20 protein-coding genes are annotated in these 25,436 nt (G+C 58.7%); 12 read left to right on the forward strand and 8 right to left on the reverse strand.

Features of this window, described 5'->3' with window-relative positions; genetic code table 11:
* Positions 1-8 precede the first annotated feature (8 nt).
* A complete protein-coding gene (locus tag EGO55_RS19700) occupies positions 9-1,313 on the reverse strand; it encodes a tetratricopeptide repeat protein (protein WP_021691774.1) in 1,305 nt (434 codons plus the stop codon).
* A gap of 349 nt (positions 1,314-1,662) precedes the next feature.
* Between EGO55_RS19700 and gyrA the strand changes: the two genes are divergently transcribed.
* Complete coding sequence (gene gyrA / locus EGO55_RS19705) at positions 1,663-4,371, forward strand: DNA gyrase subunit A (protein WP_210766767.1); 2,709 nt, start codon at positions 1,663-1,665, stop codon at positions 4,369-4,371.
* 98 nt (positions 4,372-4,469) lie between these two features.
* On the opposite strand, the gene EGO55_RS19710 is transcribed toward gyrA, so the two are convergent.
* Positions 4,470-5,117, reverse strand: a complete 648-nt coding sequence (locus tag EGO55_RS19710; RefSeq protein ID WP_021691772.1) for a lysoplasmalogenase family protein — start codon at positions 5,115-5,117, stop codon at positions 4,470-4,472.
* A 66-nt stretch (positions 5,118-5,183) separates the two neighbouring features.
* On the opposite strand from EGO55_RS19710, the gene trmFO reads away from it, so the two are divergent.
* On the forward strand, positions 5,184-6,545 hold the full coding sequence (trmFO, locus tag EGO55_RS19715) for a methylenetetrahydrofolate--tRNA-(uracil(54)-C(5))-methyltransferase (FADH(2)-oxidizing) TrmFO (RefSeq protein WP_021691771.1): 1,362 nt from the start codon (positions 5,184-5,186) through the stop codon (positions 6,543-6,545).
* A 6-nt stretch (positions 6,546-6,551) separates the two neighbouring features.
* On the opposite strand, the gene EGO55_RS19720 is transcribed toward trmFO, so the two are convergent.
* Both EGO55_RS19720 and EGO55_RS19725 read right to left on the reverse strand, forming a co-directional pair.
* Entirely contained in the window at positions 6,552-7,010 is a 459-nt protein-coding gene (locus tag EGO55_RS19720; protein ID WP_021691770.1) for an EF-hand domain-containing protein, read from the reverse strand.
* A 34-nt stretch (positions 7,011-7,044) separates the two neighbouring features.
* Positions 7,045-7,704, reverse strand: coding sequence for a hypothetical protein (locus EGO55_RS19725; protein ID WP_021691769.1), 660 nt, complete (start codon positions 7,702-7,704; stop codon positions 7,045-7,047).
* A 104-nt stretch (positions 7,705-7,808) separates the two neighbouring features.
* On the opposite strand from EGO55_RS19725, the gene EGO55_RS19730 reads away from it, so the two are divergent.
* From EGO55_RS19730 to EGO55_RS19740, 3 genes are read left to right on the forward strand one after another with little or no spacing between them, the layout of a single operon-like run.
* Entirely contained in the window at positions 7,809-9,788 is a 1,980-nt protein-coding gene (locus tag EGO55_RS19730) for a TadE/TadG family type IV pilus assembly protein (RefSeq protein ID WP_021691768.1), read from the forward strand.
* On the forward strand, positions 9,785-10,381 hold the full coding sequence (locus EGO55_RS19735) for a TadE/TadG family type IV pilus assembly protein (RefSeq protein ID WP_021691767.1): 597 nt from the start codon (positions 9,785-9,787) through the stop codon (positions 10,379-10,381). Before EGO55_RS19730 ends, EGO55_RS19735 begins: the two co-directional genes overlap by 4 nt.
* The gene (locus tag EGO55_RS19740) at positions 10,378-11,034 is read left to right on the forward strand and encodes a TadE/TadG family type IV pilus assembly protein (RefSeq protein WP_021691766.1); all 657 of its coding nucleotides are present in this window, start codon (positions 10,378-10,380) and stop codon (positions 11,032-11,034) included. The genes EGO55_RS19735 and EGO55_RS19740 overlap by 4 nt, the downstream gene beginning before the upstream one ends.
* Positions 11,035-11,044: 10 nt before the next feature.
* Here EGO55_RS19740 and EGO55_RS19745 read toward each other — a convergent pair whose 3' ends face one another.
* The 3 genes from EGO55_RS19745 to EGO55_RS19755 form a co-directional block, all read right to left on the reverse strand.
* Positions 11,045-12,409 (reverse strand): pyruvate dehydrogenase complex E1 component subunit beta, encoded by a 1,365-nt coding sequence (locus EGO55_RS19745; protein ID WP_021691765.1) that lies wholly within the window; start codon positions 12,407-12,409, stop codon positions 11,045-11,047.
* Positions 12,409-13,506, reverse strand: a complete 1,098-nt coding sequence (gene pdhA, locus EGO55_RS19750; RefSeq protein ID WP_021691764.1) for a pyruvate dehydrogenase (acetyl-transferring) E1 component subunit alpha — start codon at positions 13,504-13,506, stop codon at positions 12,409-12,411. Before pdhA ends, EGO55_RS19745 begins: the two co-directional genes overlap by 1 nt.
* Positions 13,507-13,663: 157 nt before the next feature.
* Entirely contained in the window at positions 13,664-14,035 is a 372-nt protein-coding gene (locus EGO55_RS19755; protein WP_021691763.1) for an FtsB family cell division protein, read from the reverse strand.
* Between the two features lie 45 nt (positions 14,036-14,080).
* On the opposite strand from EGO55_RS19755, the gene EGO55_RS19760 reads away from it, so the two are divergent.
* On the forward strand, positions 14,081-15,625 hold the full coding sequence (locus tag EGO55_RS19760) for an ABC1 kinase family protein (protein WP_021691762.1): 1,545 nt from the start codon (positions 14,081-14,083) through the stop codon (positions 15,623-15,625).
* A gap of 128 nt (positions 15,626-15,753) precedes the next feature.
* Here the strand turns inward: EGO55_RS19760 and EGO55_RS19765 are convergent, their stop codons facing one another.
* Positions 15,754-16,629: a TauD/TfdA dioxygenase family protein gene (locus EGO55_RS19765; RefSeq protein WP_021691761.1), complete on the reverse strand. Its 876-nt coding sequence runs from the start codon at positions 16,627-16,629 to the stop codon at positions 15,754-15,756.
* Between the two features lie 1,030 nt (positions 16,630-17,659).
* Here EGO55_RS19765 and EGO55_RS19770 point away from each other — a divergent pair.
* From EGO55_RS19770 to EGO55_RS19795, 6 genes are all read left to right on the forward strand, one after another.
* The gene (locus EGO55_RS19770; protein ID WP_210766592.1) at positions 17,660-19,951 is read left to right on the forward strand and encodes a TonB-dependent receptor; all 2,292 of its coding nucleotides are present in this window, start codon (positions 17,660-17,662) and stop codon (positions 19,949-19,951) included.
* A 27-nt stretch (positions 19,952-19,978) separates the two neighbouring features.
* Complete coding sequence (locus tag EGO55_RS19775) at positions 19,979-20,920, forward strand: TauD/TfdA dioxygenase family protein (RefSeq protein WP_021691758.1); 942 nt, start codon at positions 19,979-19,981, stop codon at positions 20,918-20,920.
* A 76-nt stretch (positions 20,921-20,996) separates the two neighbouring features.
* Positions 20,997-22,667: an arylsulfatase gene (locus EGO55_RS19780; RefSeq protein WP_021691757.1), complete on the forward strand. Its 1,671-nt coding sequence runs from the start codon at positions 20,997-20,999 to the stop codon at positions 22,665-22,667.
* On the forward strand, positions 22,664-23,707 hold the full coding sequence (locus tag EGO55_RS19785; RefSeq protein WP_021691756.1) for an ABC transporter substrate-binding protein: 1,044 nt from the start codon (positions 22,664-22,666) through the stop codon (positions 23,705-23,707). The genes EGO55_RS19780 and EGO55_RS19785 overlap by 4 nt, the downstream gene beginning before the upstream one ends.
* Positions 23,704-24,546 carry an ABC transporter permease gene (locus EGO55_RS19790; protein ID WP_021691755.1) on the forward strand — a complete coding sequence of 281 codons (843 nt, stop codon included), beginning with the start codon at positions 23,704-23,706 and terminating at the stop codon, positions 24,544-24,546. The genes EGO55_RS19785 and EGO55_RS19790 overlap by 4 nt, the downstream gene beginning before the upstream one ends.
* Before the next feature lie 23 nt (positions 24,547-24,569).
* A complete protein-coding gene (locus tag EGO55_RS19795; RefSeq protein ID WP_021691754.1) occupies positions 24,570-25,358 on the forward strand; it encodes an ABC transporter ATP-binding protein in 789 nt (262 codons plus the stop codon).
* Positions 25,359-25,436 lie beyond the last annotated feature (78 nt).

Here is a 25,436-nt window from a genome sequence, read left to right on the forward strand (position 1 = left end):
GATGCGCATCAGGCCTTGTTGCCGATAAGCGCAAGCCAGAGGCGTGCGACCTGCTGACGCGGGCCGGTCACCTTCTCGAAGTTGGCTTTGGCTTCAGCAAATTTACCCTGATCGTACTGGGCGATACCCAGACGGGTCAGTGCAGCGTTCGCGTCCGGGCTGCCGGTCAGTGCCGCCTTGAACAGTTCTTCCGCCTGTGCGGCATTGCCGTAGCTCAGGAAAGCATCGCCGAGGGCCTGCGCGCGGTTTCCACCGGCAGCCTTGGCGCCAGCGACTTCGCCCGCGAGCGAGGCCTTGTCACTCGCGACACGACCTGCGGCGTTCTGACGGGCTTCTGCAACCCATGCATCGCTCTTGTTCAGTGCATTGGCGGCATAGCCCTTGTCGATCACGCGCACCACTTCGCCGGGAAGGCGGCGCGGATCGGCGGATTCGATGTATTCCTTATATTCGGACTGGACGAACTTGGGGTCGTTTTCCAGTGCGCCCGAACGATCCATCAAACGGAACAGATCGAGCGTTGCCGGCGTATCGAGCCCGCTGAAATTGCGCACCATCTGCGCGGCGTTCAGCCAGTTCATCTTGTTGGGGTTTTGCGCCACCCAGGCCATGGCCACATCGATGGCTTCCGGGCCGAGCTTGCCATTGTAGGCGACCATGCTGGCGCGGCTGAACCACGAATCCGGGATGGCCTGACCAGCAGCCTTGCGTGCCGCGACAAGCTGCTTGAATGCGGCGAGACCTTCACGCGCCTGCCCTGCCTGGCTGTAGGAATCCACGAGAAGCGCGCCAAGCGCATCATCCTGCACGCCGCCATCGGCAGCAGCCTTGAGCGCCTTGATCGCCGTCGGATAATCCTTCGTCGCGTAAGCGAAATTGCCGAGATAGAACTGGTAAGTGGCCAGCTTGTCAGCAGGCACTTCACCGCTGTCAATCATCATGCCGACGCCGCGCTTGCGCAGCGAGTCATCGCCATTAGCATTGCCGATACCGAACAGGAATTGCCCGGCGGCCAGTTTGTCGCCAGCCGTGGTGGCAGCAGCAACGGCGGCTTCAGCTTTGGGAAGCGCCGCATCGGCCGCTGCCTTGAGCGCACCCTGATCGGCACCGCTGGCCTTCAGCGCTTCCAGCTTCTTGACGTCTTCCTGCACGGGCTGGGCCGCAGCAACGAATTCCTTGCTGTACCCGCCGCCCTTTTTCGCCTTTTGCGCATGAGCAGGTGTGGCTGTTGCCGCATACCCGGTCAGACCGATACCCGCAGCCATAGCGATGGCCGCGACACCCATGGATTTCTTAGGGAAGCTTCCCCACATGCATCGTCTCCTTGTTAGGCCATTTATGCGGCCTGAAACCAGCTTGTGTCGGCTGATGACGACAAAAACCGGGTTTTGCAACCTCGCCTATATGGCGCTGACGGACTGAACCGCGATTGAATGAATTGCAGCTGCGACGAACCGCGCGGCAGCCGAGACGTTCGCATGTGGAAAACACCCCCCCTGCCGAGTGTGTGACTGGCCTTTCCCTGCCCATTGGCCTAGGCGGAATGGACCGTAATAATAAGCGCGAGAGACACGTTTTTCCGTGAGCGACGATATCGACACCCTTACCCCTCCCGTTCCGGCCGCTGGGCCGGATTTTGAACGGATCGACATCGTCGACGAAATGAAGACGAGCTATCTCGATTACGCGATGAGCGTGATCGTTTCTCGTGCTCTTCCCGATGTGCGTGACGGGCTGAAGCCGGTTCACCGGCGCATTCTGTTCGCCAGCCAGGAAGGCGGGATGGTCGCAGGGCGCCCCTACCGCAAGAGCGCCAAAATCGTCGGTGACGTGATGGGTAACTATCACCCGCATGGCGACTCTGCGATCTACGATGCGCTGGCGCGCATGACGCAGAACTGGTCGATGCGCGTCCCGCTGATCGATGGTCAGGGGAACTTCGGTTCGATGGACCCCGATCCGCCGGCATCGATGCGCTACACCGAAGCGCGCCTCGCCCGCGTCGCGAACAGCCTGCTGGACGATCTCGACAAGGATACCGTCGACTTCCAGGACAACTACGATGGTTCGCGCCGCGAACCGCAGGTTCTGCCTGCCCGTTTCCCCAACCTGCTGGTGAACGGTGCTGGCGGCATCGCGGTTGGCATGGCCACGAATATACCGCCGCATAACCTGGGCGAAGTGATCGATGGCTGCTTTGCCTATATCGATAATCCGGCAATCACGACCGAAGAACTGTTCGAAATCATTCCCGGGCCGGATTTCCCCACGGCTCCGCTGATTCTCGGCTCTGCCGGTGCGCGGGCAGCCTATACGACCGGTCGCGGATCGGTCATCATGCGGGCGCGCCACAAGATTGAGGAAGGCCGCGGGGATCGTCGTTCGATCATTCTGACGTCCATTCCTTATCAGGTCGGCAAATCCGGTCTCGTCGAGAAAATCGCCGAAGCCGCGAAGGACAAGCGGATCGAGGGCATTTCCGACATCCGCGACGAATCCAGTCGCGAAGGCGTGCGTGTCGTTATCGATCTGAAGCGCGATGCGACCCCCGATGTGGTGCTGAACCAGTTGTGGCGGCATACGCCCGCGCAATCCAGCTTCCCGGCCAATATGCTTGCCATCCGTGGCGGCAGGCCCGAAGTTCTGTCGTTGCGCGACATGGTGCAAAGCTTCATCGATTTTCGTGAAGAGGTCATTACCCGCCGCACGAAGTTTGAACTGAACAAGGCTCGTGACCGGGCGCATATCTTGCTTGGTCTGGTTGTCGCCGTTTCGAATCTCGATGAAGTGGTTGCGATCATCCGGGGGTCGTCCAATCCCGCACAGGCCCGCGAACGCCTACTGGCGCGCGAATGGCCCATGGGTGACATCGCGCCCTATATCCAGTTGGTCGAGGCGTTTGAGCCGGGCGCTGATGGCGGCGCGGAAAGCTACCGCTTGTCCGAAATCCAGGTAAAGGCCATTCTCGACCTGCGCCTGCACCGCCTGACGGCCCTTGGCCGCGATGAAATCGGTGACGAGCTCAAGGAACTGTCGGTTGCGATTGAAGAGTATCTTTCGATACTCGCCGATCGTGTGAAGCTTTACGGGGTCATGCGTGCGGAACTGGAAGAAGTTCGTTCGCTCTACGCCACGCCGCGCGTATCCGAGATTGCCCCCGCGTGGGATGGTCTGGAAGACGAAGACCTGATCGAACGCGATGACATGGTCGTCACGGTCACGCTGGATGGTTATATCAAGCGGACACCGCTTTCGACCTTCAGGGCGCAAAATCGCGGCGGCAAAGGCCGTGCGGGGATGGCGACCAAGGACGAGGATGTCATCAGCGAGATGTTCGTCACCAGCACGCATACACCGGTGCTGTTCTTCTCGACCGCTGGCAAGGTCTATCGCCTGAAAGTCTGGAAGCTGCCGGAAGGCGGCCCGACCACCCGTGGGCGCCCGATCATCAATTTGCTGCCTGCGTTGGATCAGGGCGAAACGATCGCCACCGTTCTGCCGCTGCCCGAGGACGAAGAAAGCTGGGGCGCACTCAGCGTTGTTTTCGCAACAGCCAAGGGCAATGTGCGCCGCAACAGTATGGATGCCTTCGCCAACATCCCGTCGAACGGCAAACTGGCTATGCGCTTCGAAGATGGCAGTGAAGACCGCCTGATCGGTGTGGCCCTGCTCGATTCCGGTGACGATGTCTTGCTGGCCAGCCGGAATGGCAAGGCAATCCGTTTTGCTGCCGATGACGTACGCGAATTTACCAGCCGCACCTCCACGGGTGTCCGCGGCATGACGTTAAAGGACGGGGATGAGGTCGTTTCGCTCTCTATCCTCCACCGTGTGGGGACGACCCCGGAAGAACGGGACGATTACCTTCGCTTTGCCCCCTGGAAATCGGAGAAGGAAGGCCAGCCTTCCATCGCGGAGGAACGGTTCAACGACCTGGTGGAACGCGAACAGTTCATTCTCACCGTTTGTGCCAACGGGTACGGCAAGCTCAGCTCCGCGTATGAATACCGGCGCACGGGCCGCGGCGGTCAGGGGATTACCAATATCGACAATATCAAGCGCAATGGCCTTGTCGTGGCCAGCTTCAGCGCCACGCAGGCGGACCAACTCATGCTGGTTACCGATCAGGCGAAGCTGATCCGCATCGGGCTCGATTCATTGCGGGTGATCGGGCGTGCCAGCGCGGGCGTGCGCCTGTTCGATGTGGCAAACAAGGAACTGGTCGTCAGTGCGGTTCGCATTGATGAACAGGAAGAGCCTGAAAATGCGGCCGAAGAAGCGATTGTCGAAGAAATGGTGCGCGGCGATTCACCGGAAACGGGAATTCCCGACACACCCGACCGCGACGATGACCTGGGTGAGGCTGAGTAACGTCACCCCCTGATCCGGCTATCTTCGGTATTGACGGACGGCCCCGGCGCTAATCCCGCCGGGGCCGTCTGCCATTGGCTTCGGTTCCATTGTCGTACTCAGGCCTGATGGTCGCGGCGTAATGTCTGTATGATACCGGTACAAATCAGAAACTGGCCGCAGTAATAGAGCGGCCAGATGAACCATCCCGCAGCGGAATCGTGCGGCAGAAAGCGCATTTGTGCGATCAGCAGGAATGCTGCCGCCACGAACAGAACTGCGCCGACACCGACATGGTACCGTGAAAAACGGCTGATCCACGCAGAACCAGCCATTGCCCCCAGCGCCAGCCCGTAGAGCGCAATCCTCGGTTCCTGCGACAGGCTCCAGCAGATTAACGGCGTCAGCAGCAGCAGAGCTGCCGCCGTGATCCCTTGTGTCGCGGTGGTGCCCGCCCTCCGATGCGTGAGAAACAATCCTGCCGCCAGCAGCAGCGTTACGAAATAGAGCACACCGCCACCTGCGGGTGCGAATTCGATGACGACATCGGCAAGGGCCGCCACACTCATCACAGCGGCAACCCACCGCCCATCGCGCCCGCGATGTCTGCTCAGGGCATAGGCTGCAAGGAAGGCGATGGCCGCCCCTTTAATCAGGGCAAGGGAGATCCCGCTGATATAGGCATCGCGTAAAACGTAATAGGAAATGGCTGCCACGATGCTGGCAACCAGATAAGGCCGTTTTTCGGCGAGCGCGCGTTGTGGCATGAACTTGTCCCTCTGCGTTATGCTTGGCCTTGAACGGAATACGGTGCAAGCTGTAGGGCGGCTCCCATGGCACATGATATTCACATTATTGGCGGCGGTCTCGCCGGAAGCGAAGCGGCATGGCAGCTGGCGCAACGGGGATTTCGCGTTCGTTTGTCGGAAATGCGCGGCGCCAGCCCCGCCAATGGCGGGGAAATGACCCCCGCACATCAGACAGACGGCCTGGCTGAACTTGTCTGTTCCAATTCCTTCCGCTCCGATGACGATGAAAAGAATGCTGTTGGGCTGCTGCATCACGAAATGCGGCGTCTGGATTCGCTGATCATGCGGGCTGGTGAAGTTGCAAGGGTACCGGCAGGCTCGGCGCTGGCGGTCGATCGCGATGTGTTCTCAGCCCATGTGGAGAACGCGCTGCGGGATCATCCGAATGTCGAAGTCGCCAGGGAACGGGTGGATGCCCTGCCCGCGTCGGGCCCGACACTGGTGGCCACAGGTCCGCTGACGAGTGCCGCACTGGCTGAAAGCATTGGCAAGGCGACTGGGGCCGACAGCCTGGCATTCTTCGATGCCATAGCACCGATCGTGCATTTCGACAGCATCGACATGTCGATTTGCTGGAAACAATCGCGCTGGGACAAGAAAAGCGGTCCGGAAAGCGACGGCAAGGATTACATCAATTGCCCCATGGATAAGGACCAGTATCTGGCCTTCCACGCTGGCCTGATGGACGGGGAGAAAACCACATTCAAACAGTGGGAGGAAAACACCCCCTATTTCGATGGCTGCATGCCTGTGGAGGTCATGGCTGAACGTGGCGTCGACACCTTGCGCTTCGGCCCGATGAAACCGGTTGGCCTCGACGATCCGCGCACGGGGCGTTGGCCCTATGCGGTCGTACAACTGCGACAGGACAACAAGCTCGGCACACTATGGAACATGGTGGGCTTCCAGACCAAACTGAAACATGCCGAGCAGGTTCGCCTGTTCCGGACCATACCGGGATTGGAAAATGCCGAATTCGCGCGCCTTGGTGGCTTGCATCGCAACACCTTCATCAATTCGCCGGTGGTTCTGGATCGGCAACTGCGGCTGAAGGGGGCGGAGCACATCAGGTTCGCCGGGCAGATAACAGGTTGCGAAGGCTACGTGGAAAGTTCCGCCGTGGGACTGTTGGCAGGACTGATGGCAGCGGCCGAACTGGCGGGCGGATCGTGGGAGGGACCGCCACGCACATCGGCCATGGGTGCCTTGCTTTCCCACATCACCGGCGATGCAGAGGCGGACACATATCAGCCGATGAACGTCAATTTCGGGCTGTTCCCGCCACTGCATGACGTAAAAAAGAAGGTCAGGAAAGAAGCCTATACCACTCGTGCGAAAAGCGATTTCGGCAACTGGCTTGATCGGGCCATTCTGCTGCCCGTCTAGCGCAAGTCAGCAGGTACAGGCGGGTTTGGCTTTGGCCTTCGGAGCCGTCGCGGCGAATTCTTCGGCGCTGAGCTCCCCATTCTGATTGGCATCCGCAGCCCGAAACCGGGTCGATGTTGCCACCGCCCATTCTTCGAATGTCAGCAGATTGTTGCCGTCGCTATCCAGTTTGCGAAACGCATCGGCGCGTGTGGACAGCATTTCATTGCGGGTGATGCGCCAGTCGCGATTGCGATCATAGCGAAAGAACCGCTGTTGCTCGCGTGTCAGCTCCGTCGCTCGCGGTGGCGCAGGCCCACGCAAACCGGCAACATCAGCTGAGGGCAAGGTCTCTGATCGGGGCGCTTCCTGGACCTTTGGCGGCGGCGGTGCCGTATTTTCGACCTCTGCCCTGCCCTGCCACCAGAACAATCCCACACCGACGCAGGCTAGCGCCAGACATGCCCCCAAAACGATCCTGTTCACCGCATTCCCCCTGTCCGGAGGAAGGCCGCCCCGCTCAGCGTCCGATCAACCCCAGCCTGATCGCCACGATCATATCGGTTGGCTTCACAAGTAACGCCCCCTCACCCTTTGCAATACTTCTGCGCGCCAGCCCTGCCAATATGGTCAATGGGCGCAGGGTGCGTGGCAATCTCTGGCGGGGCATCTGCGTTCGGTTCATGATAGCATGAACGGTTGTGCGTTCCTGCGTGTCGCTGAGACCCTGTGCGAGATCGGCGAGAGCCCAAAGCGCACCTGCGGTACGGGCGGTTTCCGCGTAAGCGCTCAGCCCGGTTAGTCGGGCAAGCGCCGCGAAGCATTCCCCCCGCGCGGCTGCGAATGCCTGAATCTCCTTTTCTTCAAGAATGGGTTCGGCCAGCAATTGCTCCCAACCCGCTGCCAGCCCGCAAAGTGCGGCCTCTTCCCCTTCCCAGGGTGCGAGTGTCGCAAGAAGCAGGTCCCCGCTTGGCTGGTTTTGCACGGGTTTTTCCAGAGTCTCGCGCCACCAGGCCAGCCTCATCTGCGCCAACATGGGCTCACGCGATTGGCGAATGATCCCGGCAAATTTCGTATCGAGGGCAAATAGCGACGCAAACAAATCCCGCGAAAGATGCGGGGCGTATGACAGCGCCAGCCGCAGCAGATGCGGCAACGGAACAGTGTTTTCTTCCTTCATTTGCCGCCTTCCTCACGCAGAATCGATTTGGCTAAGCGAGTTAGGCATCGATTAACCCATTAGTTTTAAAGAAATCATCGGGGATTAGTATCAAGGATGACCCGATGAGACACCGGGATGCATGTTGGCAAGGCCTGTTTGCAAGGCTGTTACGCGATCGCGCGGGGAACACGCTGGCTATTGTTGCCGCAGCCCTTGTGCCGATGATGGCGATTATCGGTGGCGGCGTCGACGTCAGCCGGGCCTACATGGCGAAAACAGAACTCCAGGCCGCTTGCGACGCAGGCGTTCTTGCTGGCCGTCGCGCGATGGCAAAAAGTGGCGAATACGGCACAAGCGAGCGCGCCAAGGCGGACTCGATGTTCAACTTCAACTTCAACGGTGCTTCTGTCAGCGCATCGAACATATCCTTTGAAACGGATGACAACGATGAAGGACAGGTGACGGGTGCGGCCGAGGCCGATGTCCCGACAGCCGTGATGTATGTGTTCGGCAAAGATCAGTTCGCGCTCAGTGTGAATTGCATGGCGGAACTGCAGCTTGCCAACGTCGACGTGATGTTCGTGCTGGACTCGACCGGTTCGATGAACTGCGCTCCGACCGGCAACTGCCCCAGCACCAGCGTGGAACAGCCGGGTTCGAAAATTTCCTCGCTTCGCGCCGCTGTACGTGACTTTCACAAGACGGTTGCAGAAGCCGTGCTCGAGGAAGAAACGCGCGTGCGTTATGCGTTCGTGCCGTATTCAACCACTGTGAACGCAACCGAGCTGATTACAACGGGGGCCCTGCCTACCACAGCATTCACTGAGAGCACCCGCTATCAGACACGTGTAGGCAAATTCGACAAGACCAATGAAAAGAAGGTTGAAGTAAGCCGCACAAGCACCACGACCACAAATGAAAACGTAACTTCGTCCTATAATACGAAGTCGAAATGTAACAATGCAACTGGCGGCACATCCACTGCGACCGACAACAGCAATACGGATCCATCAGGGCAGATATGGGAAGCAACAACTATAACAAAATACGCTTGGGACAGCAATGCTAGCAAATGCACAAAGACAATTGATAAATATACTATAAAATATGATCGCGTATACTATTTCCAGAAGTGGGTGTATCGGCAGGAATTGGTCAATACATCTGCTTATCGGACAAGAGCGGCCGTCAGAATCGCAACAAGCCTCTCCCCTTATAAAGTCAATAGTAACTCGACTATATCGGGATCATATATCGCCAAGAGGGATATCAACGCGAGCGGCGAGTACAATGTCGAGCAGCTTGGTAAGATGCCCATTCCAGACATGGCCACATCTGACATATCCAAGTCATCTTGGAATGGGTGTATTGAAGAACGGGATACGGTGCGGACGAATAGCTTCGACCCCGTTCCTGCGAACGCGTTCGACCTCGACATCAACGGGGACGCCGATAGCGATGCAACGCGCTGGCATCCTATCTGGCCGGGCCTGAGCTACTTTCGCAGTGCCAATGTCACATCGTCCGATAGCGGTACCGCATCCTCCAACTCCTGCCCGGCCGTGATGAAGCAGTTTCAGACCATTGATCTGAAAGTGGCGAACAAAACCGAAGTTCCCGACTGGCTGGCTGACTATCTTGACAACAAGCTGGTCGCCGTCGGCAACACCTATCACGATATTGGGATGATCTGGGGCGGCCGCCTCGGCAGCCCCAACGGCATCTTCGAAGAAAACGTCAACGCCGATGATCCACGCAACGTCAGCCGCCATCTTATCTTCCTGACTGACGGGAAGATGGAGCCAAATAGGGAACGCTATACCGCCTATGGCGTGGAGATTAGCGACAATCGCATCGGAGCAGTGAATGCCAGCAACACCACTTTGGCAGATATTCACACGAAACGCTTTCTCGCTGCATGTCGTGCAGCGGAAAATGCAGGCTATGTCGTGTATGTGGTCACATTCGCCACCGAACTGACCGATGATCTGAAGAAATGCGCCACTAGCGGGCGGCATTACGAAGCGGGTAATACAACGGAACTGCGCAATGCGTTCAAGTTTATCGCCTCGCAGGTTGCGGACTTGAGGCTCGGCGCATGAACCGGCTTCTGCGCAAGCTGCGTGCATCACAAGATGGGGCGACACTGGTCGAGTTCGGCTTTGTCGCCCCGGTATTCTTCATGATGCTGATGGGGATCTTCGACATCGCACACGGGGTCTATATCCGCTCTGTGCTCGAAGGAGCGCTCCAGGCTGCGGGCCGCAACGCCGGCCTTGAAAGCGGTCCGGACAATGTTGTCGATATCGATGCCTTTGTCGAAGAACAGGTCAAGAATGTCATTCCTTCAGGAAAACTGACATTCAAACGACTGAATTATTGGGAATTTGGTGATGTTGGCGAGGAAGAGGATTACGTCGATTCCAACAGTAATGGGGAGTACGACGAGGACGAATGCTTCTTTGACGGAAACGACAACGACAAGTGGGATGACCGAGGACAGGCCGGGATCGGCGGTGCCAAGGACATCGTGCTCTACACAGTCGAAGTGAATTACGATCACCTGTTCCCGCTCTGGAAGTTTCTTGGCCGAAGCCAGGAAGGGACGATTGCGGCTTCAACCACGTTGCGGAACCAGCCCTATGCCACGCAGGGCACGCGTACCGTCACCAAGATTTGTCCGGCAGCCACATGACCACAAAAGCCATCACCTTTCGCGATCACATGAAGCAATTGCTTCGAGACCGGTCAGGCCTTGCCCTGATCGAGTTCGCGTTCAGCCTGCCGATACTGCTTGTACTGGGATTGGGCGGTTTTGAACTGGCCAATTACACTGTCACGCATATGCGGATGAGCCAGTTGGCCATTTCGCTCGCGGACAACACCTCGCGCTTCAAGGAAGAGTTTGTCGGTGGTTCGCCGCGTATTCGCGAATACGATATCGATCAGGCATTTCAGGGTGCGGCAAGCCAGGCACGCGGGCTGGATTTCGAGAAGCACGGGCGGATGATCATTTCCAGCCTCGAAACCAACAGCGGTGGCGGACAATGGCTGCACTGGCAGCGCTGCTGGGGTGAAGCCCCCTACACGTCCAGCTATGGTGTGGAAGGTGACGGGGCGACAGGGAACGGCTTCCCCGGCATGGGCCCAAGCAGCAAGCGCGTTCGCGCCGAAGCCGGCTATGCCATCATGTTCGCCGAAGTCGTTTACGACTATCAGCCGCTTGCCTTTGGCCGACTGCTTCCCGACGTGCCGATCCGTAAGACAGCGGCCATGTATGTCCGTGACGACCGTGATCTGACGAGAATTTACACCTCGTCAGGTATCACGCCCGCCACGTGCAATTGATGCCATCGGATCAGCGATAACAGACTTTCCGCACCGCCTCCGCGATCTTGTCCGCATCGATCAGCGCCAGTTTCTCGAGATTTGCCGCATAGGGCAGCGGCACATCCTCGTTGCAGACGCGCAGAACCGGCGCATCGAGATCGTCGAAACCATCCTCCATGCAGATTGCCGCCACTTCTGACGCAATCGAACACTGCGGCCAGCCTTCTTCGGCAACAACCACGCGGTTCGTCTTGGCCAGACTGGTCAGAATCGCTTCCCGATCAAGCGGCCGCAAGGTGCGCAGATCGAGCACTTCTGCATCGACCCCTTCCTCTGCCAGCTTTTCCGCGGCTTCCAGCGCATAACCCACGCCGATTGAATAGGAGACGATTGTCACGTCGGTCCCTTCCCGCACGATCCGGGCCTTGCCGATCGGCAGGACGTGATCGTCAAGTTGTGCGAGTTCGAAGCTGCGTCCATAAACCAGTTCGTTTTCGAGGAAGACCACCGGATCGTCGCTGCGGATCGCCGCTTTCAGCAGGCCTTTCGCATCCGATGCGTCGTAGGGTGCAATCACGATCAACCCGGGAACATGTGCGTACCATGGGCCATAGTTCTGACTATGCTGCGCGCCGACGCGGCTCGCTGCGCCGTTAGGGCCACGGAACACCACCGGACAACGCATCTGACCGCCGGACATATAATTGGTCTTCGCGGCGGAATTGATGATGTGGTCAATCGCCTGCATGGCGAAATTGAATGTCATGAATTCCACGATTGGGCGCAGACCACCCATCGCCGCGCCGCTGCCGATGCCAGCAAAGCCATATTCCGTAATAGGCGTGTCGATCACCCGCTTGGGGCCAAATTCATCGAGCAGCCCCTGCGTGACCTTGTAGGCACCCTGATACTGGGCAACTTCTTCACCCATAACGAATACGCGTTCGTCGCGGCGCATTTCTTCCGCCATCGCGTCGCGCAAAGCCTCGCGCACGGTGGCAGTGACCATATTTGTGCCCGCAGGGATTGCGGGATCGCTTTCGTGGGCTTTTGTTGCCGGGCGTTCCACCTTGGCCGCAGGTGCGGCAGGCGCCTCCGCCTCTTCACCCTTCGAAGGCGCAACAGCCGGAACGGGAGCAGGCGCTTCTTCACCCTCGCCCGCCAATGTGGCGATTACCGTTCCAACCTTCACATTCTCGGAACCTTCAGGCACGAGAATCTGTCCGACAGTGCCTTCGTCAACCGCTTCGAATTCCATGGTTGCCTTGTCGGTTTCGATCTCGGCGATAATATCGCCTGAGCGAACCGCATCGCCTTCCTTGACCAGCCAGCGAGACAGGGTTCCCTCTTCCATTGTCGGCGAAAGCGCGGGCATTTTCAGTTCGATCGCCATCAGTAGCTCTCCACCACAACATCGGTGTAAAGCTCGGACGGTGCCGGTTCGGGTGAATTTTCAGCAAAATCCGCTGCATCGGTCACTTCTGCGCGGATGCGTTTGTCGATGTCCTTCAAGGTATCCTCTGAAATTCCGCGCTCGAGCAGATCCTGCTTGGCGCGTTCGATAGAGTCATTGTGCTCGCGTACGTCCTGCACTTCTTCGCGTGTGCGATACTTGGCGGGATCGGACATGGAGTGCCCGCGATAACGATAGGTGTTGAGTTCCATCAACACCGGGCCATTGCCGCCCCGCACGTGCTGGAGCGCGATTTCGGTGGCCTGGCGCACTTCCAGCACATCCATGCCATTCACATCCATGCCCGGAATGCGGAATGCCGTACCGCGACGATAGAATTCCGTTTCGGCCGAGCTGCGCTGAACCGATGTGCCCATGGCATACTGGTTGTTCTCGATCACGAAAATGATCGGGAGCTTCCACAAACTGGCCATGTTGAAGGTCTCATAAACCTGGCCCTGATTGGCGGCGCCATCGCCAAAATAGGCGATACAGACACCCCCATCCCCACGATACTGATGCGCGAATGCGAGACCAGCCCCCAGCGGAACCTGCGCGCCCACGATGCCATGCCCGCCGTAGAACGCATGTTCGGTCGAAAACATATGCATCGAGCCGCCCTTGCCCCGGCTGATGCCAGCTTCGCGCCCGGTCAGTTCTGCCATGATGATCTTCGGATCGATCCCGTAGGCCAGCATATGGCCATGATCGCGATAGCCGGTAATAACACTGTCCTTGCCTGCTTCCAGCGCGGACTGAATGCCCACCGCGACAGCTTCCTGCCCGATGTAGAGGTGACAGAACCCGCCGATCAGACCAAGGCCGTAGAGCTGGCCCGCACGTTCTTCAAACCGACGGATAAGAAGCATCTGCTCATAGAAATGGAGCAGTTCCTCATCAGTGGCGTGATACCGTTTGTCCTTCGCATGCTCTTCCTGAAGGCTGTGGAGAGCAAAATTGTCATCCGCAGGCGCAGCAGATTTCTTGCTTGCGGTTTTTCTAGTACCGTTGCCAGAACTTGCGGCAGGCTTGGCCAAAATCCCTGTCCCTTCTCAACAAACGACGGGCCGATTGCAGCCCGAACGTGAAGCTTGGGATATAGGCCGAAGCAAGGCTCAGACGCAACGGCCAGTAACCCTGCAAACCAATTAAATAACCGAAAAAACGCCAGTGGCTGCCCGCCACCAAAGCCCATCAATCGAGCTTTATGACCACTTCGTCTGGATGCGCGACATTGAGGTTGCGGCGCAGAAGTTCACCGACAAGATCGGGGTCCGCATGCTTGGGATCGAGCAGCCCAACACGATTCTTGAGCTCGTCGCGATCGGCCTTCAGATTCGCGATATGGGCATTCCGCTGTTCCAGAAGCTTCAGGTTCTCGCTCCATGCCAGGACACCGCTGGGCCCCGCAAAGGCAAGCCCGCCAAGCAAAAGGAGAACGGCCAAGGCAAGACCCTGAACGAGTTTTTCGCGTGGCGAACGGATCAAGGTTTCGGATTTGGTCACGAAGTTGAAAGAATCACAGTTAAGCTCAGGATTCAAGAGGTATTCCAGAATACGGGCCATTTTCCAACCTGTATCGTATGGGCGTGACAATTTGCCGCCCTCGTAATGCGCACGAAGACTCCCTATCTGCGGATCATGCTGGCTACGCTCAGAATGGCCGCGCGCGATCGGGCGCGTCTGGCAGAACTCGGCGCGACTCTTTCGCGCCATGGTCTTGGCTATCTGGGGGCGAGGCTCGGCCTTGGCACAAGCGGCACTGATGACGAGCTGGATTCTCCCAACGCCCCCCGTCGGCTGCGGCGCGCCCTGGAAGAACTCGGCCCCACCTACATAAAATTCGGTCAGATCCTTGCCACCCGAACCGATCTGCTTGGCCCGAAATGGATTGCCGAGCTTGAGCTATTGCAGAGCGATGCGCCAACGCTCCCTTTTGCACTGCTTAGGTCTGCCGTCGAACAGGCCCTGGGCGAACCGGTCACCTCCGCTTTCGCGCAATTTGAAGAAGAACCGCTGGCTGCCGCATCGATGGCGCAGGTCCATCGCGCGCGTCTGGCAAGCGGCGAAGACGTGGTCGTCAAGGTTCGACGCCCCGATATCCGCCCACGTATGGAGGCCGACCTCAGGATTCTGACCGAACTGGCCGCCGTTGCCGAGCGGGCCAGCGCCGATCTGCGCCATTTCCGACCGGCCGCCATGATCACGCAATTGTCGGAAGCGCTGCTGCAGGAACTCGATTTTACCGTGGAAGCGCGCAATGCAGACACACTCCGCGCCGATTTTGCACGGGATTCCCGCGTCGTGGTTCCTTGCATCCACTGGTCGCATACATCGGAAGCCCTGCTGGTCATGGACTATATCGACGGTATTGCCCCGCTGAGCGGTGATGTTTTGCGCGCTGCAGGTATCGATACAGTTGCGATCGCGTCGCTGGGGGCGGACGTTGTGCTGGACATGGTCCTGATCAACGGCCGTTTCCATGCAGACCCACACCCCGGCAATCTCCGCTGCCTCGAAGGTAATCGTCTGGCTTTGCTCGATCTTGGCCTTGTCGGCCATGTCAGCCCACGCCGACGCGAGGAATTCGTCAGTTTCACGCAAGCATTGCTGTCGAGCGACAGCGATGCCCTCGCCGATGTGCTGATGGCATGGGCCGCAGGTGGGGATGCATCGCCCGATGCCGTTCGCCTGGCTGCCGAAGGCCTGATTGCACGGCATGGTGGGCATGGGCTGATTCTCAGCGCCTTGATGGCCGATTTCATGCCGCTGCTGCGCGAACGCGGTCTGGTCATGCCGCCAGACCTTATCCTGATTTTCAAGGCACTGGTGACAATGGACGGCGTATTGATGCGGATCGAGCCGGAATTCGACCTGTCCGCCGCGATACAGCGCTCTACCATCCGCCTTGCCGCCGCAAGACTGGGGCCGGATCACTGGCAACCGATCTTGCGCGCGCTGGTTTGGGAACTCGCCAAAATCGGCGATAGCGCGCCGCAGCTGGTCAGAGCGGCGGCGAAGCGTCTGTCCGATACACCGCCTTCCGATTCCGTCGCGCTACGCGCGCAAAATCAGGCGTCGCGCGCACTTGTGCGTGCGCTATGGGGCGGCAGTTCCCTTATCGCTGCCGCGATTCTGGCTGTGCGGTTCCTCTAGCGAGGCCCTTGCGGCAATGCTGAGATGCGTTCCGACCGATTGCAATGTGTGGCGGGCGCGCAGGCCGGGCAACGCACCCGCCACGTTTAACGATGGACGGAATGTCTGGTCTTCCGCCCATCGCCCCCTCAAGCCGCTATCGGGCGATCCCCGCCCGCGACAACACGGACGAGTTCGCGTCGCGCATATCCGTAATCGGCGATCCCCTTGTGCTGAACAGCGCGATTGTCCCAGATCGCCAACGATCCGGTTTGCCATTTGAAACGCACCTGATGCTCCGGCTCGTAAAAACGCCGGACAAGGTATTCCAGCAGATCCTTGCCTTCATCCTCGGGCAGGCCCACGATCTCATGCGTGAACCCTTCGTTGACGTAGAGCACCTTCTTCCCGCTGTAGGGATGTGTCGTAACGATTGGATGCACCACGCCGCAATATTGCTTCAGGTAATCGTCGAGATCGGCCTTGTCTTCGATCAGCTTGTAAGCCTTGCCATTCGGTCGATGAATAGCCGTCAGCCCTTCGATCTGCCGCTTCACATCCTTTGGAAGCGCCTCATATGCGGAAATCCCGCTCGCATATATTGTGTCACCCCCAAGCTCTGGCGCGATCACGCTGCGTAGAACGGACGCAAGATAAGGCTTTTCGAGATAGGTCGCATCGGCATGCCAAGGCGTGCCGTAATAGGCATTTGCATAAGGCCCGCTGTGCATCGGCGTGACCTCCTCGTCCTTAACGCCACGACGCCTGGCGATGCTGTCCGCCACAGGGGGGCCAAACACCCGCGCCACTGCCGATTGCCCGGAATCATCCAGCCCCGTGTCCCGGAAAAACAGCACCTGATGCCGCCAGAGGAGATCGCGCAGCAGGGTGGCGACGACTTCTGTTGGCGGCACTCGCAAATCGAGGCCCCTGATTTCGGCACCCACATTGGCCTCCAGCCGGATGACCTCCAGCGTGTCGAACGTTGCGTGAGCGGGGATCGTGAATTTGGGCAAGGCGTTCATGATGATCTCCTCTGCATGGCGGAGCGATATCGCGAGACTGGAGACCGCACGCGGATTCAGGAGACTGCGCGCGGCCTGATGATCTGGGGTGCTGTCGCTGTCGACTGGCGGTGGCCACGGCTCTGAACGCGATAGGCCACGAGGCGATTCTGGAGCGTTCAACGCTCGCCTCAATTGCCCATCATATAAGTAGGGAATTCAATGTCAATTGCCGTTCAAGGCCTTCAGCCGATAAGCCCATTGATCATCCATGCGGCGCCGAATCCCTGACGAAATATTTATCTAGATTGATGTATAATATAGATATTATGTTGCAACCCTCGCTTCACTTGGAGACGCGACAGCCCAAACATCCACGTCAGGTGCAGCACCTGCTTTATCTTGACCAATTGAAAGAGAAACTTCACTTGACCGCCATATCCCTACTGGATAGGTTGAGTTTCGAAAGCGAGGTTTGGTTCCGGCCCGCAATCATGATCAGGGACCCGCGGCTTTTGATAGGGAAGCAGCTTGCTCCGCGTTACCAACGGCTAAAGCGCGCGATGCTGAGGCGGCCACGCCAAGCACCGTGTTCCCCTCAACACTGTATGAGGTGATACGATGCGAATGCCCAGGGTTAACTAGAACAGGGCGGTTGCCACGGATGCCCTTGCGGGCACCGGACATGGCAGATCCTCATCGCAGGACTGCGCCCGTTATTTTGAAGCACGCATTTTAGACAGAAGGCGCGAGGTCAACTGGCGCGGCATGTCCATGCTTGTCAGCGCGCATTGTTTCTGCCGGTCGCGATCCGCGCAGTCCACCTTTGCGCCTCAGGCATCGCCATGCCCATCGCACATCGCCGCCGCACAAGGTTCAGGGTTCAACGATGAAAACGAACAGAATTTCCGATTTGGCACCAATTGCCCCCGATCAGGCGAACAGTCGCGCAAGATATCGCGCAAGGCTATTGCTGGCCGGGTGCGCTACCCTTCTCGCATGGCCTGCGTCCGCGCACGCTGCCGAAGATACGGCGCAAAGCGTTGATATCGTGCAGGATGATGCTGCTTCGGCCAGCACCGTTCTCGATGCCGCCATTGTTGTGACAGCATCGCGCCGACGCGAAGAAAACATTCAGGACGTACCCATCGCAATCACCGCCCTGAGCGCGGAAGCGCTCGAACGGCGCGGCGATTACACCCTGTCGCAAATTCAGCATCAGGTTCCGACGCTGCAAGTCTTCAGCTTCAATCCGCGCAACACCAATATCAACATTCGCGGCCTCGGTTCAAACGTGGCGCTGACGAACGACGGTCTGGAAAACGGTGTCGGGATATATATCGACAACGTTTATTACGGGCGGGTCGGTCAATCGCAGTTCGATCTGGTCGATCTACAACAAATCGAGGTTCTGCGCGGTCCGCAAGGCACACTGTTCGGCAAGAACACCACGTCGGGAGCGATCAACATTACCTCTCGGGCGCCGAGCTTCGATCCGGAATTTTCCGGCGAGGCCACGATTGGGGACTATGGATACCATCAGGTTCGCGGATCGATTTCCGCACCGCTGATCGGCGATAGCGTAGCGTTCCGCCTCAGCGTTGCCGACACGCATCGTGACGGCTTTCTCTATAACCCGACAAAGAACACCCGCGCGCAGGATTACGACAACTTCAGCATCCGCGGGCAGTTGCTGGTCAAGCCGAGCGAGGATCTTTCCATCCGCCTGATTGGGGATTTTTCCCGTCAGAAACAAAATCATATCCTCAATGTCTTCGCAGGGGTTTTCGACAAGTACGACAACGGGGCGACAATCCCGGAAAACTTTACCGCCCGCACAACGCGCGCAGGCTACACGCCGGCCTCGCTCAACCCGTTTGACCGGATTGGGGATTCCGACAGTCCTTACCAGTCGAACATGGATGGCTATGGCGTGTCTGGCCAGGTTGACTGGAAGCTGGATAAAGTCGCGCTGACATCCATCACGTCCTATCGCTGGTGGGACTGGAATCCCGCGAACGACGGCGACAGCACGGCCCTGCCTATCGTCACCAAGGCGCAGCAATCCAATCGCCAGCGGCAATTTAGCCAGGAACTGCGTCTCGCTTCGACAGGAAAAAACACGGTCGACTGGGTGATTGGCGGATATTACTTCTGGCAGATCATTCGCGGTTACGGAAAGGTTGGCTACGGCTCGGCCGCGCCCAACTGGTTCCTGCCAACGGTTCCCGCAGTTGTGGCCAATGCCGCATTGAATGGATTTGAATCCAACTCGACATCCAACCCGGAAACCAAAAGCCTCGCCGTGTTCGGACAGGCGACTTGGAACATCACGCCTGAACTCAGTCTCACAGGTGGCCTGCGCTACACGCATGAGAAGAAGCAGGGTACGTTTGAGCAGTTCCATGTGAATGGCGCCAGCCTTGCCGGTCTGACGCCGATACAGGCCGCGACCGCTCTGGGCATCCGCAATCAGTATGCGCCGATCACCAGTTACACGACGGGTTTCACCGATAACAGCCTGTCGGGCCTGATCAGCCTGGGTTACAAGGTTACACCGGACGTACTTGTATACGGCAGCTATTCACGGGGTAACAAATCCGGTGGTCTCAACCTGACGCAGCTACCGGCATGGGTAAGGCCCGAAGTCGATCCCGAAACGGTCAACAACTTCGAAGTCGGGCTGAAAAGTCAGCTGTTCAACCGCAGCGTGACGTTCAATCTTGCCGGGTACTGGACCGAGATCAACGATTACCAGACCGCCATTCTGGAACTGGACAACACCAGCGGACGCTTCATCCAGTATATTGCCAACATTCCCAAAGTCAGATCGCGCGGGATCGACGCCGATCTGAGCTGGGCGCCCAGCAAATTCCTCAATTTCAGTGCTTCGGCCGCCTATACCGACGCCAAGTACGTTAAATACACGAACGCGCCACAAGCACCGGAAAATCTGAATCTGGGCGCGGTGCAGAATCTGACCGGCAAAACGCTGCCCGGCGTTCCAAAGTTCACATACACGCTGGCAGCCGACGTAGCCCAGCCCATCGGCGATTGGCAGGGCCGTTCGATCGAACTCTATGGCCATGCGGATTATTCGCACCGATCATCGTTCAACACATCGTCCAGCAACTCGCGCTATGCCGATGTTCCCGGATACGGGCTGGTCAATGCCCGTATCGGTATCCGCGATGCGGATGCCCGCTGGGATCTTTCGGTCTGGGTGAAGAACCTGACGGACAAGAACTATTTCCAGACACTCAGCCCCGCCGCGCAGGGATCGATCACCGCGCTTGTCGGCGACCCACGCACCTGGGGTGTGACCCTGCGCACCAAACTTTGACCTGATCCCAACGAAAGGAGAACTGCCATGACTGTCCTGACCCACGATTTTGTGAATGCCCGGGAAACCGATAGCCCGCTGGATATTGTGCCAGTGGCCGGACGGATCGGAGCGGAAATCCGCGGGATCGAATTATCCGGCGATCTCGATGATATCACGCTTGCCGCGATCCGCGCGGCGCTTGTCCGCCACAAGGTGATCTTCTTCCGGGATCAATCCCGCTTAGACGATGCCGGACAGGAAGCCTTCGCGGAACGCTTCGGCAAACCCGTGGCGCATCCCACAGTGCCCGTTGCCGAAGGGTCGCGTTTCCTGCTCGATCTGGATTCTCGCGAAGGCTACGCCGCATCGAGCTGGCACACCGATGTCACCTTTGTCCCGGCCTATCCCGAGGCTTCCATTCTGAGAGCCATCAACGTGCCGGAAGCCGGCGGTGACACATTGTGGGCCAATGGCGTGACAGCCTATGAGGAACTGCCCGATGGCCTGAAGCGGCTGGTGGACGATCTCTGGGCGCTGCACACGAACGATTATGACTATGCTGGGGCCTTCGCCAATGCGCCCGCAGATCGGGTCAAGCAGCATAAGGCGATTTTCGCTTCGACGGTTTACGAAACCGAACACCCGGTCGTCCGCGTGCATCCGGTATCTGGCGAACGTGCGCTGCTCGTCGGGCATTTCGTCAAGAACTTCGTCGGCCTGAATGCGGCGGATTCACAGCGCCTGTTCGGCATCCTTCAGGATCACATCACAAAGCCGGAAAATACGGTGCGCTGGCATTGGCGACCCAACGATGTTGCCATTTGGGACAATCGCGCCACCCAGCACCGGGCCATTGCCGATTTCGGTCTGCAACGCCGCACGTTGCGGCGTGCGACAATCGCTGGCGATGTTCCGATTGCCATCGATGGTCGCAGAAGTCGGGTCGTAACCCCAAAACCGCAAGCCGCATTGGAAGCCGCTGAATAAGCGCGGCTCGCCACGGATACGGCCACTGCACGCGCCACGCAGTGGTCGTATCCGCTTTCCTGCCTGGGAGACCCTCATGATACGCCGACTGTTTCTGCCCCTTATCACCACCGCTGCATTCACAGGCGTGGCCCATGCCGAAGAACCTGCGAAACCCAATTTTCTCATCATTGTGGCCGATGATCTCGGCTTTTCGGACATAGGCGCCTTTGGCGGTGAAATCGCCACACCCAACCTTGATCAGCTGGCGGCAAGCGGCACAAAGCTGACGGCATTTCACACGGCGCCAACCTGCTCGCCAACGCGTTCCATGCTCCTGTCAGGGACGGATAATCACCGTGCCGGATTAGGTACAATGGCCGAACTGATCGCCCCCAACCAGAAGGGCAAACAGGGCCATGAAGGTTATCTTCGTGCCGAAGTGGCGGCTCTGCCCGAACTCCTGCGCGCAGGAGGGTATCGCACGCTACAGTCCGGCAAATGGCATCTAGGTCTCGCACCTGAACAAGACCCCCATGCCCGAGGGTTCCAATACAGTTTCACCCTATTGCAGGGCGGCCATAACCATTTTGGCGGCAGTCTCGTTCCTGGTGCGCCGAACAGCACGACGAATACCGCCCCAACCAGTTTCAACGCGACATATCGGGAAAACGGCAAACTGGTAACGAAGCTGCCCGACAACTTCTATTCGTCGGACACATTCACCACCAAGCTGATCGAACAGCTCAAAACCAGCAAGGCCGGCAAGGATGGTTCAAAGCCGTTCTTCGCCTATCTCACCTATACGGCACCGCACTGGCCGCTTCAGGCGCCACGCGAAGAAATCGGGAAGTACCACGGCAAATACGATGCCGGTTACGATGTACTGCGGCAACAGAGGCTGCGCCGACAGATTGCACTGGGCTTGCTCGACCCCGCTGTCGCGGCGCATGAAACGGGATCTTCCCAGACGCCGTGGGACAAGCTTTCACCGGAAGAACAGCGACTGGCCGCCCGTGATATGGAAATCTACGCGGCGATGATCGACCGGCTTGACCAGAATGTCGGCCGGGTGATCCAGACGCTCAAGGAGACCGGGGAATACGACAACACGGTTATTCTGTTTCTTTCCGACAACGGTGCGGAAGGCGCAAACATCGCGCAGTCGAAACAGCTTGGCATTCTCGCAGCACATACCGACAACCGACTGGAAAATCGCGGTAACGCCAATTCCTTTGTTGCTTACGGCCCAGGTTGGGCACAGGCCGCAACGGCACCGTCCTGGCTGTACAAGGCCTATGCCTCCGAAGGCGGCACCCGTGCCGTATCCTTCATCACCGGCAAAGCCGTTGGTAGCAAGCGCCCTATCGCCAATGCCTTCCTTTCCGTGGCCGATGTGGTGCCCACCTTTCTCGATCTGGCAGGTATTCCGGCGCCCAAGGGCACGTTCGACGGCCGCAAGGTGGAACCGATCCGCGGCAAGAGCTGGGTTTCCTATCTCAAGGGCAAGGCGCGTTACGTTTACAGCCCCAGGGATGCCTATGGCGTCGAACTGTTCGGTTCGCGGGCGTTGCGCCAGGGCGACTGGAAAGTGACGGACATTGGCGATGGGCAATGGAAGCTGTTCAATATCGCCAAAGATCCCGGTGAAACGAACGATCTCAGCGCACAAGAACCAAGACGCCTCGCACAACTGAAGAATGCCTGGGAACGGTACGCACAGGATGTGGGCGTGATCCTGCCAGAGGGAGCGCTTTACCGGCCATGACCGCGCAGCAAATCCTGAATGCCGAAACCGCGACGCGGGCCCACCCGTTGAAGCCCCCCTTCCACTGGTTGCGGGCGATAGCAGCAGGCGCCCTTCTCACGCTGACCGGATGCGGCAACACCCCAGATGCTCAGGGCGGAAAACCGGTCCTCAATGTGGGCGATCAACTGGAATTCTTCCGGACAACGCTGGAAAGCGCCAACCAGGCCAAGCCCGACGATTATACCATTAAATGGGCCAATTTCGTCGGTGGGCCTGCCATTATTGCCGCACAAACCGGTGGTTCGATTGATGTGGGCTGGATGGCGGAAACGCCGCTCATTTTTGCACAAGCCGCCGGCAGTCCCGTGAAAGTGGTTGGTGTGAGCAAGGCCGCATCCAGCGATGGTTATGGCTATGCTCTCGTCGTCAAAGCGGACTCTCCGATCCGTTCTGTAAAAGACCTGAAGGGGCGATCCGTGGCCTACATGCGCGGGACGGTCCTCCACTACATGATTGCCCGCGTGCTGGAACGCGAAGGCCTGTCGCTGAAAGATATCAAATCGATACAGGCGACAAGTTTCGGCTCAGGACTGCTCGATCAGGGCGCAGCCGATGCTATTACTCTGGCGGAACCGCACCTTACACGCTTGCTGGAGGAAGGAAAGGTCCGGGTCATTGCCACCGGTGCGGCCCCGGTCACGGAAGGCCTCAATTACCTCGTCGCCTCGGACGCCGCACTTGCCGATCCGAAAAAAGCCAAGGCGATCGGTGATCTCGTCACGCGCGCCACACGATCTTACCTTTGGCAGAATGCGCACGCCGCCGAAGCGGCACCGTATCTTGCGAAAGTCTACAAGATTGATCCCAAGCTCGCGCAAACGGTCATCGAGCGTTCGCCTTCCGTTTTCGTCCCCATCGACGAAACGGTCATCGCAGCACATCAATCGGAAGCCAACCTGTTCCAGAAAATCGGTCTGGTGCGCGTGCGGCTTGATGCAGGCAAAATCTTCGACCCGCGCTTTAACGCACTGGTTGCGCAAGTGGAGCCCAACCCATGAACGCCTTTGCATCCCTGCCTCTTCCCGAGGCCCTGCCTTTGGTCGAGCCTGCGGTTCAGCAACAACGCGGATTGTCCGGGCGCCTTTCCCTTGCCCGGCGCGCGATCGGCCCTCTCAGCATTGTCGCCGCATGGGTGATCGCCACCACAGCAGGTTGGGTCGATCCCTCGATCCTGCCCTCCCCGCCAGCCCTTGCCGAGGGTTTCGGCCAGCTTTGGACGGAACAGAACCTGCCCGGGCAGATCGCGCTTTCGCTGGGACGGGCACTTGGCGGCGGTGCGATCGGTGCCGTGCTCGGGTTGAGCCTGGGGGTGGCGGCAGGGCTGTCTCGCATCGGGGAAGAACTGTTCGACGCCTCGCTGCAGATGTTGCGCACCGTTCCCTTTCTCGCCCTCGTTCCGCTGTTTATCGTCTGGTTTGGCATCGGAGAATTTCCCAAGCTGCTGCTTATCGCCTTGGCCACCATGTTTCCGATGTACCTCAACGCCTACGCCGGTGTGCGCAATGTCGATCGAAAAGTTATCGAGGCGATGCGCAGTTTCGGCCTCAACGGGTACAGGCTGGTTGGTGAAGTGGTTTTGCCTCTTGCCCTGCCGCAGATATTTACCGGCTTGCGGTTTTCGCTGGGTGTGTCCGTGCTCGTTCTGATCGCAGCCGAACAGATCAACGCTTCGGCGGGATTGGGCTATCTGCTCAACAACGCGCAGACCTATCAACAGGTCGATGTGATCCTCATCTGCATCGGGATTTATGCGCTTCTTGGCCTTGGTGCAGACCTGATTGTCCGCGCGCTCGAACGCGTCTTCATGCCCTGGCGTGCCAATATTGCAGTCCGTTAAACCTCGCTTGGAAGGAGCATCCCATGTCCAATGTCCTGTCGTACAAGCCGGTTCACCACTACAAGACCCCATTATCGGCACCTGTGGAAGTGCAGGATTTTTCCGCGCGACCCGTGGCCGTCGATATCGCCGGAGTCTCCCGGATCTTCGCGGGCAACACAGTGCTCGACAATCTCGAGCTGACCATCCGCAGCGGGGAATTTGTCGCATTGCTCGGTGCGTCGGGCAGCGGCAAAACGACCTTGCTGCGCATCCTTGCCGGACTGGACGGCCCGGACAAAGGCAGGGCGCTGGTGCCGGAAGCGCGAACGGTGGTGTTTCAGGAACCGCGACTGGTGCAGTCAAAGAAGGTCTGGAAAAACGTGGTCATCGGGTTGAATGGCACAGAGGCGACGCGTGGCCATGCGGAAGCGGCATTGAACGAGGTGGGGCTGGCGCACCGCATCGATGCCTGGCCAGCGACGCTATCAGGTGGAGAAGCCCAGCGGGCCGCACTGGCGCGTGCCCTCGTCCGCGAACCGAAATTGCTGTTGCTGGACGAACCCTTTGCCGCGCTGGACGCCCTCACCCGTCTGAAAATGCAGCGTCTGATACATGATCTGTGCGAAACCCATGGACCGGCGACCCTGCTGGTAACCCATGATGTCGAGGAAGCCATACTGTTGGCTGATCGCATTCTCGTGCTGAAGGACGGCAAGATTGCGTTCGATCGCCGGGTCGCCATTGATCATCCCCGGCGGGCTGGTGGAGATCAGTTCGACAGATTGCGCGATAGGTTGCTCGAAGAACTTGGCGTTCCGGTCGCGGCATAGAACCTGACCTGGCCGATGCACGTTATCCCGGCGCGGATTGCTCCGCATTGTCCAAACCTCTCCACCGCCCTAGCTAGG

It is taken from the genome of Caenibius tardaugens NBRC 16725, from assembly GCF_003860345.1.
Classification (GTDB): domain Bacteria; phylum Pseudomonadota; class Alphaproteobacteria; order Sphingomonadales; family Sphingomonadaceae; genus Caenibius; species Caenibius tardaugens.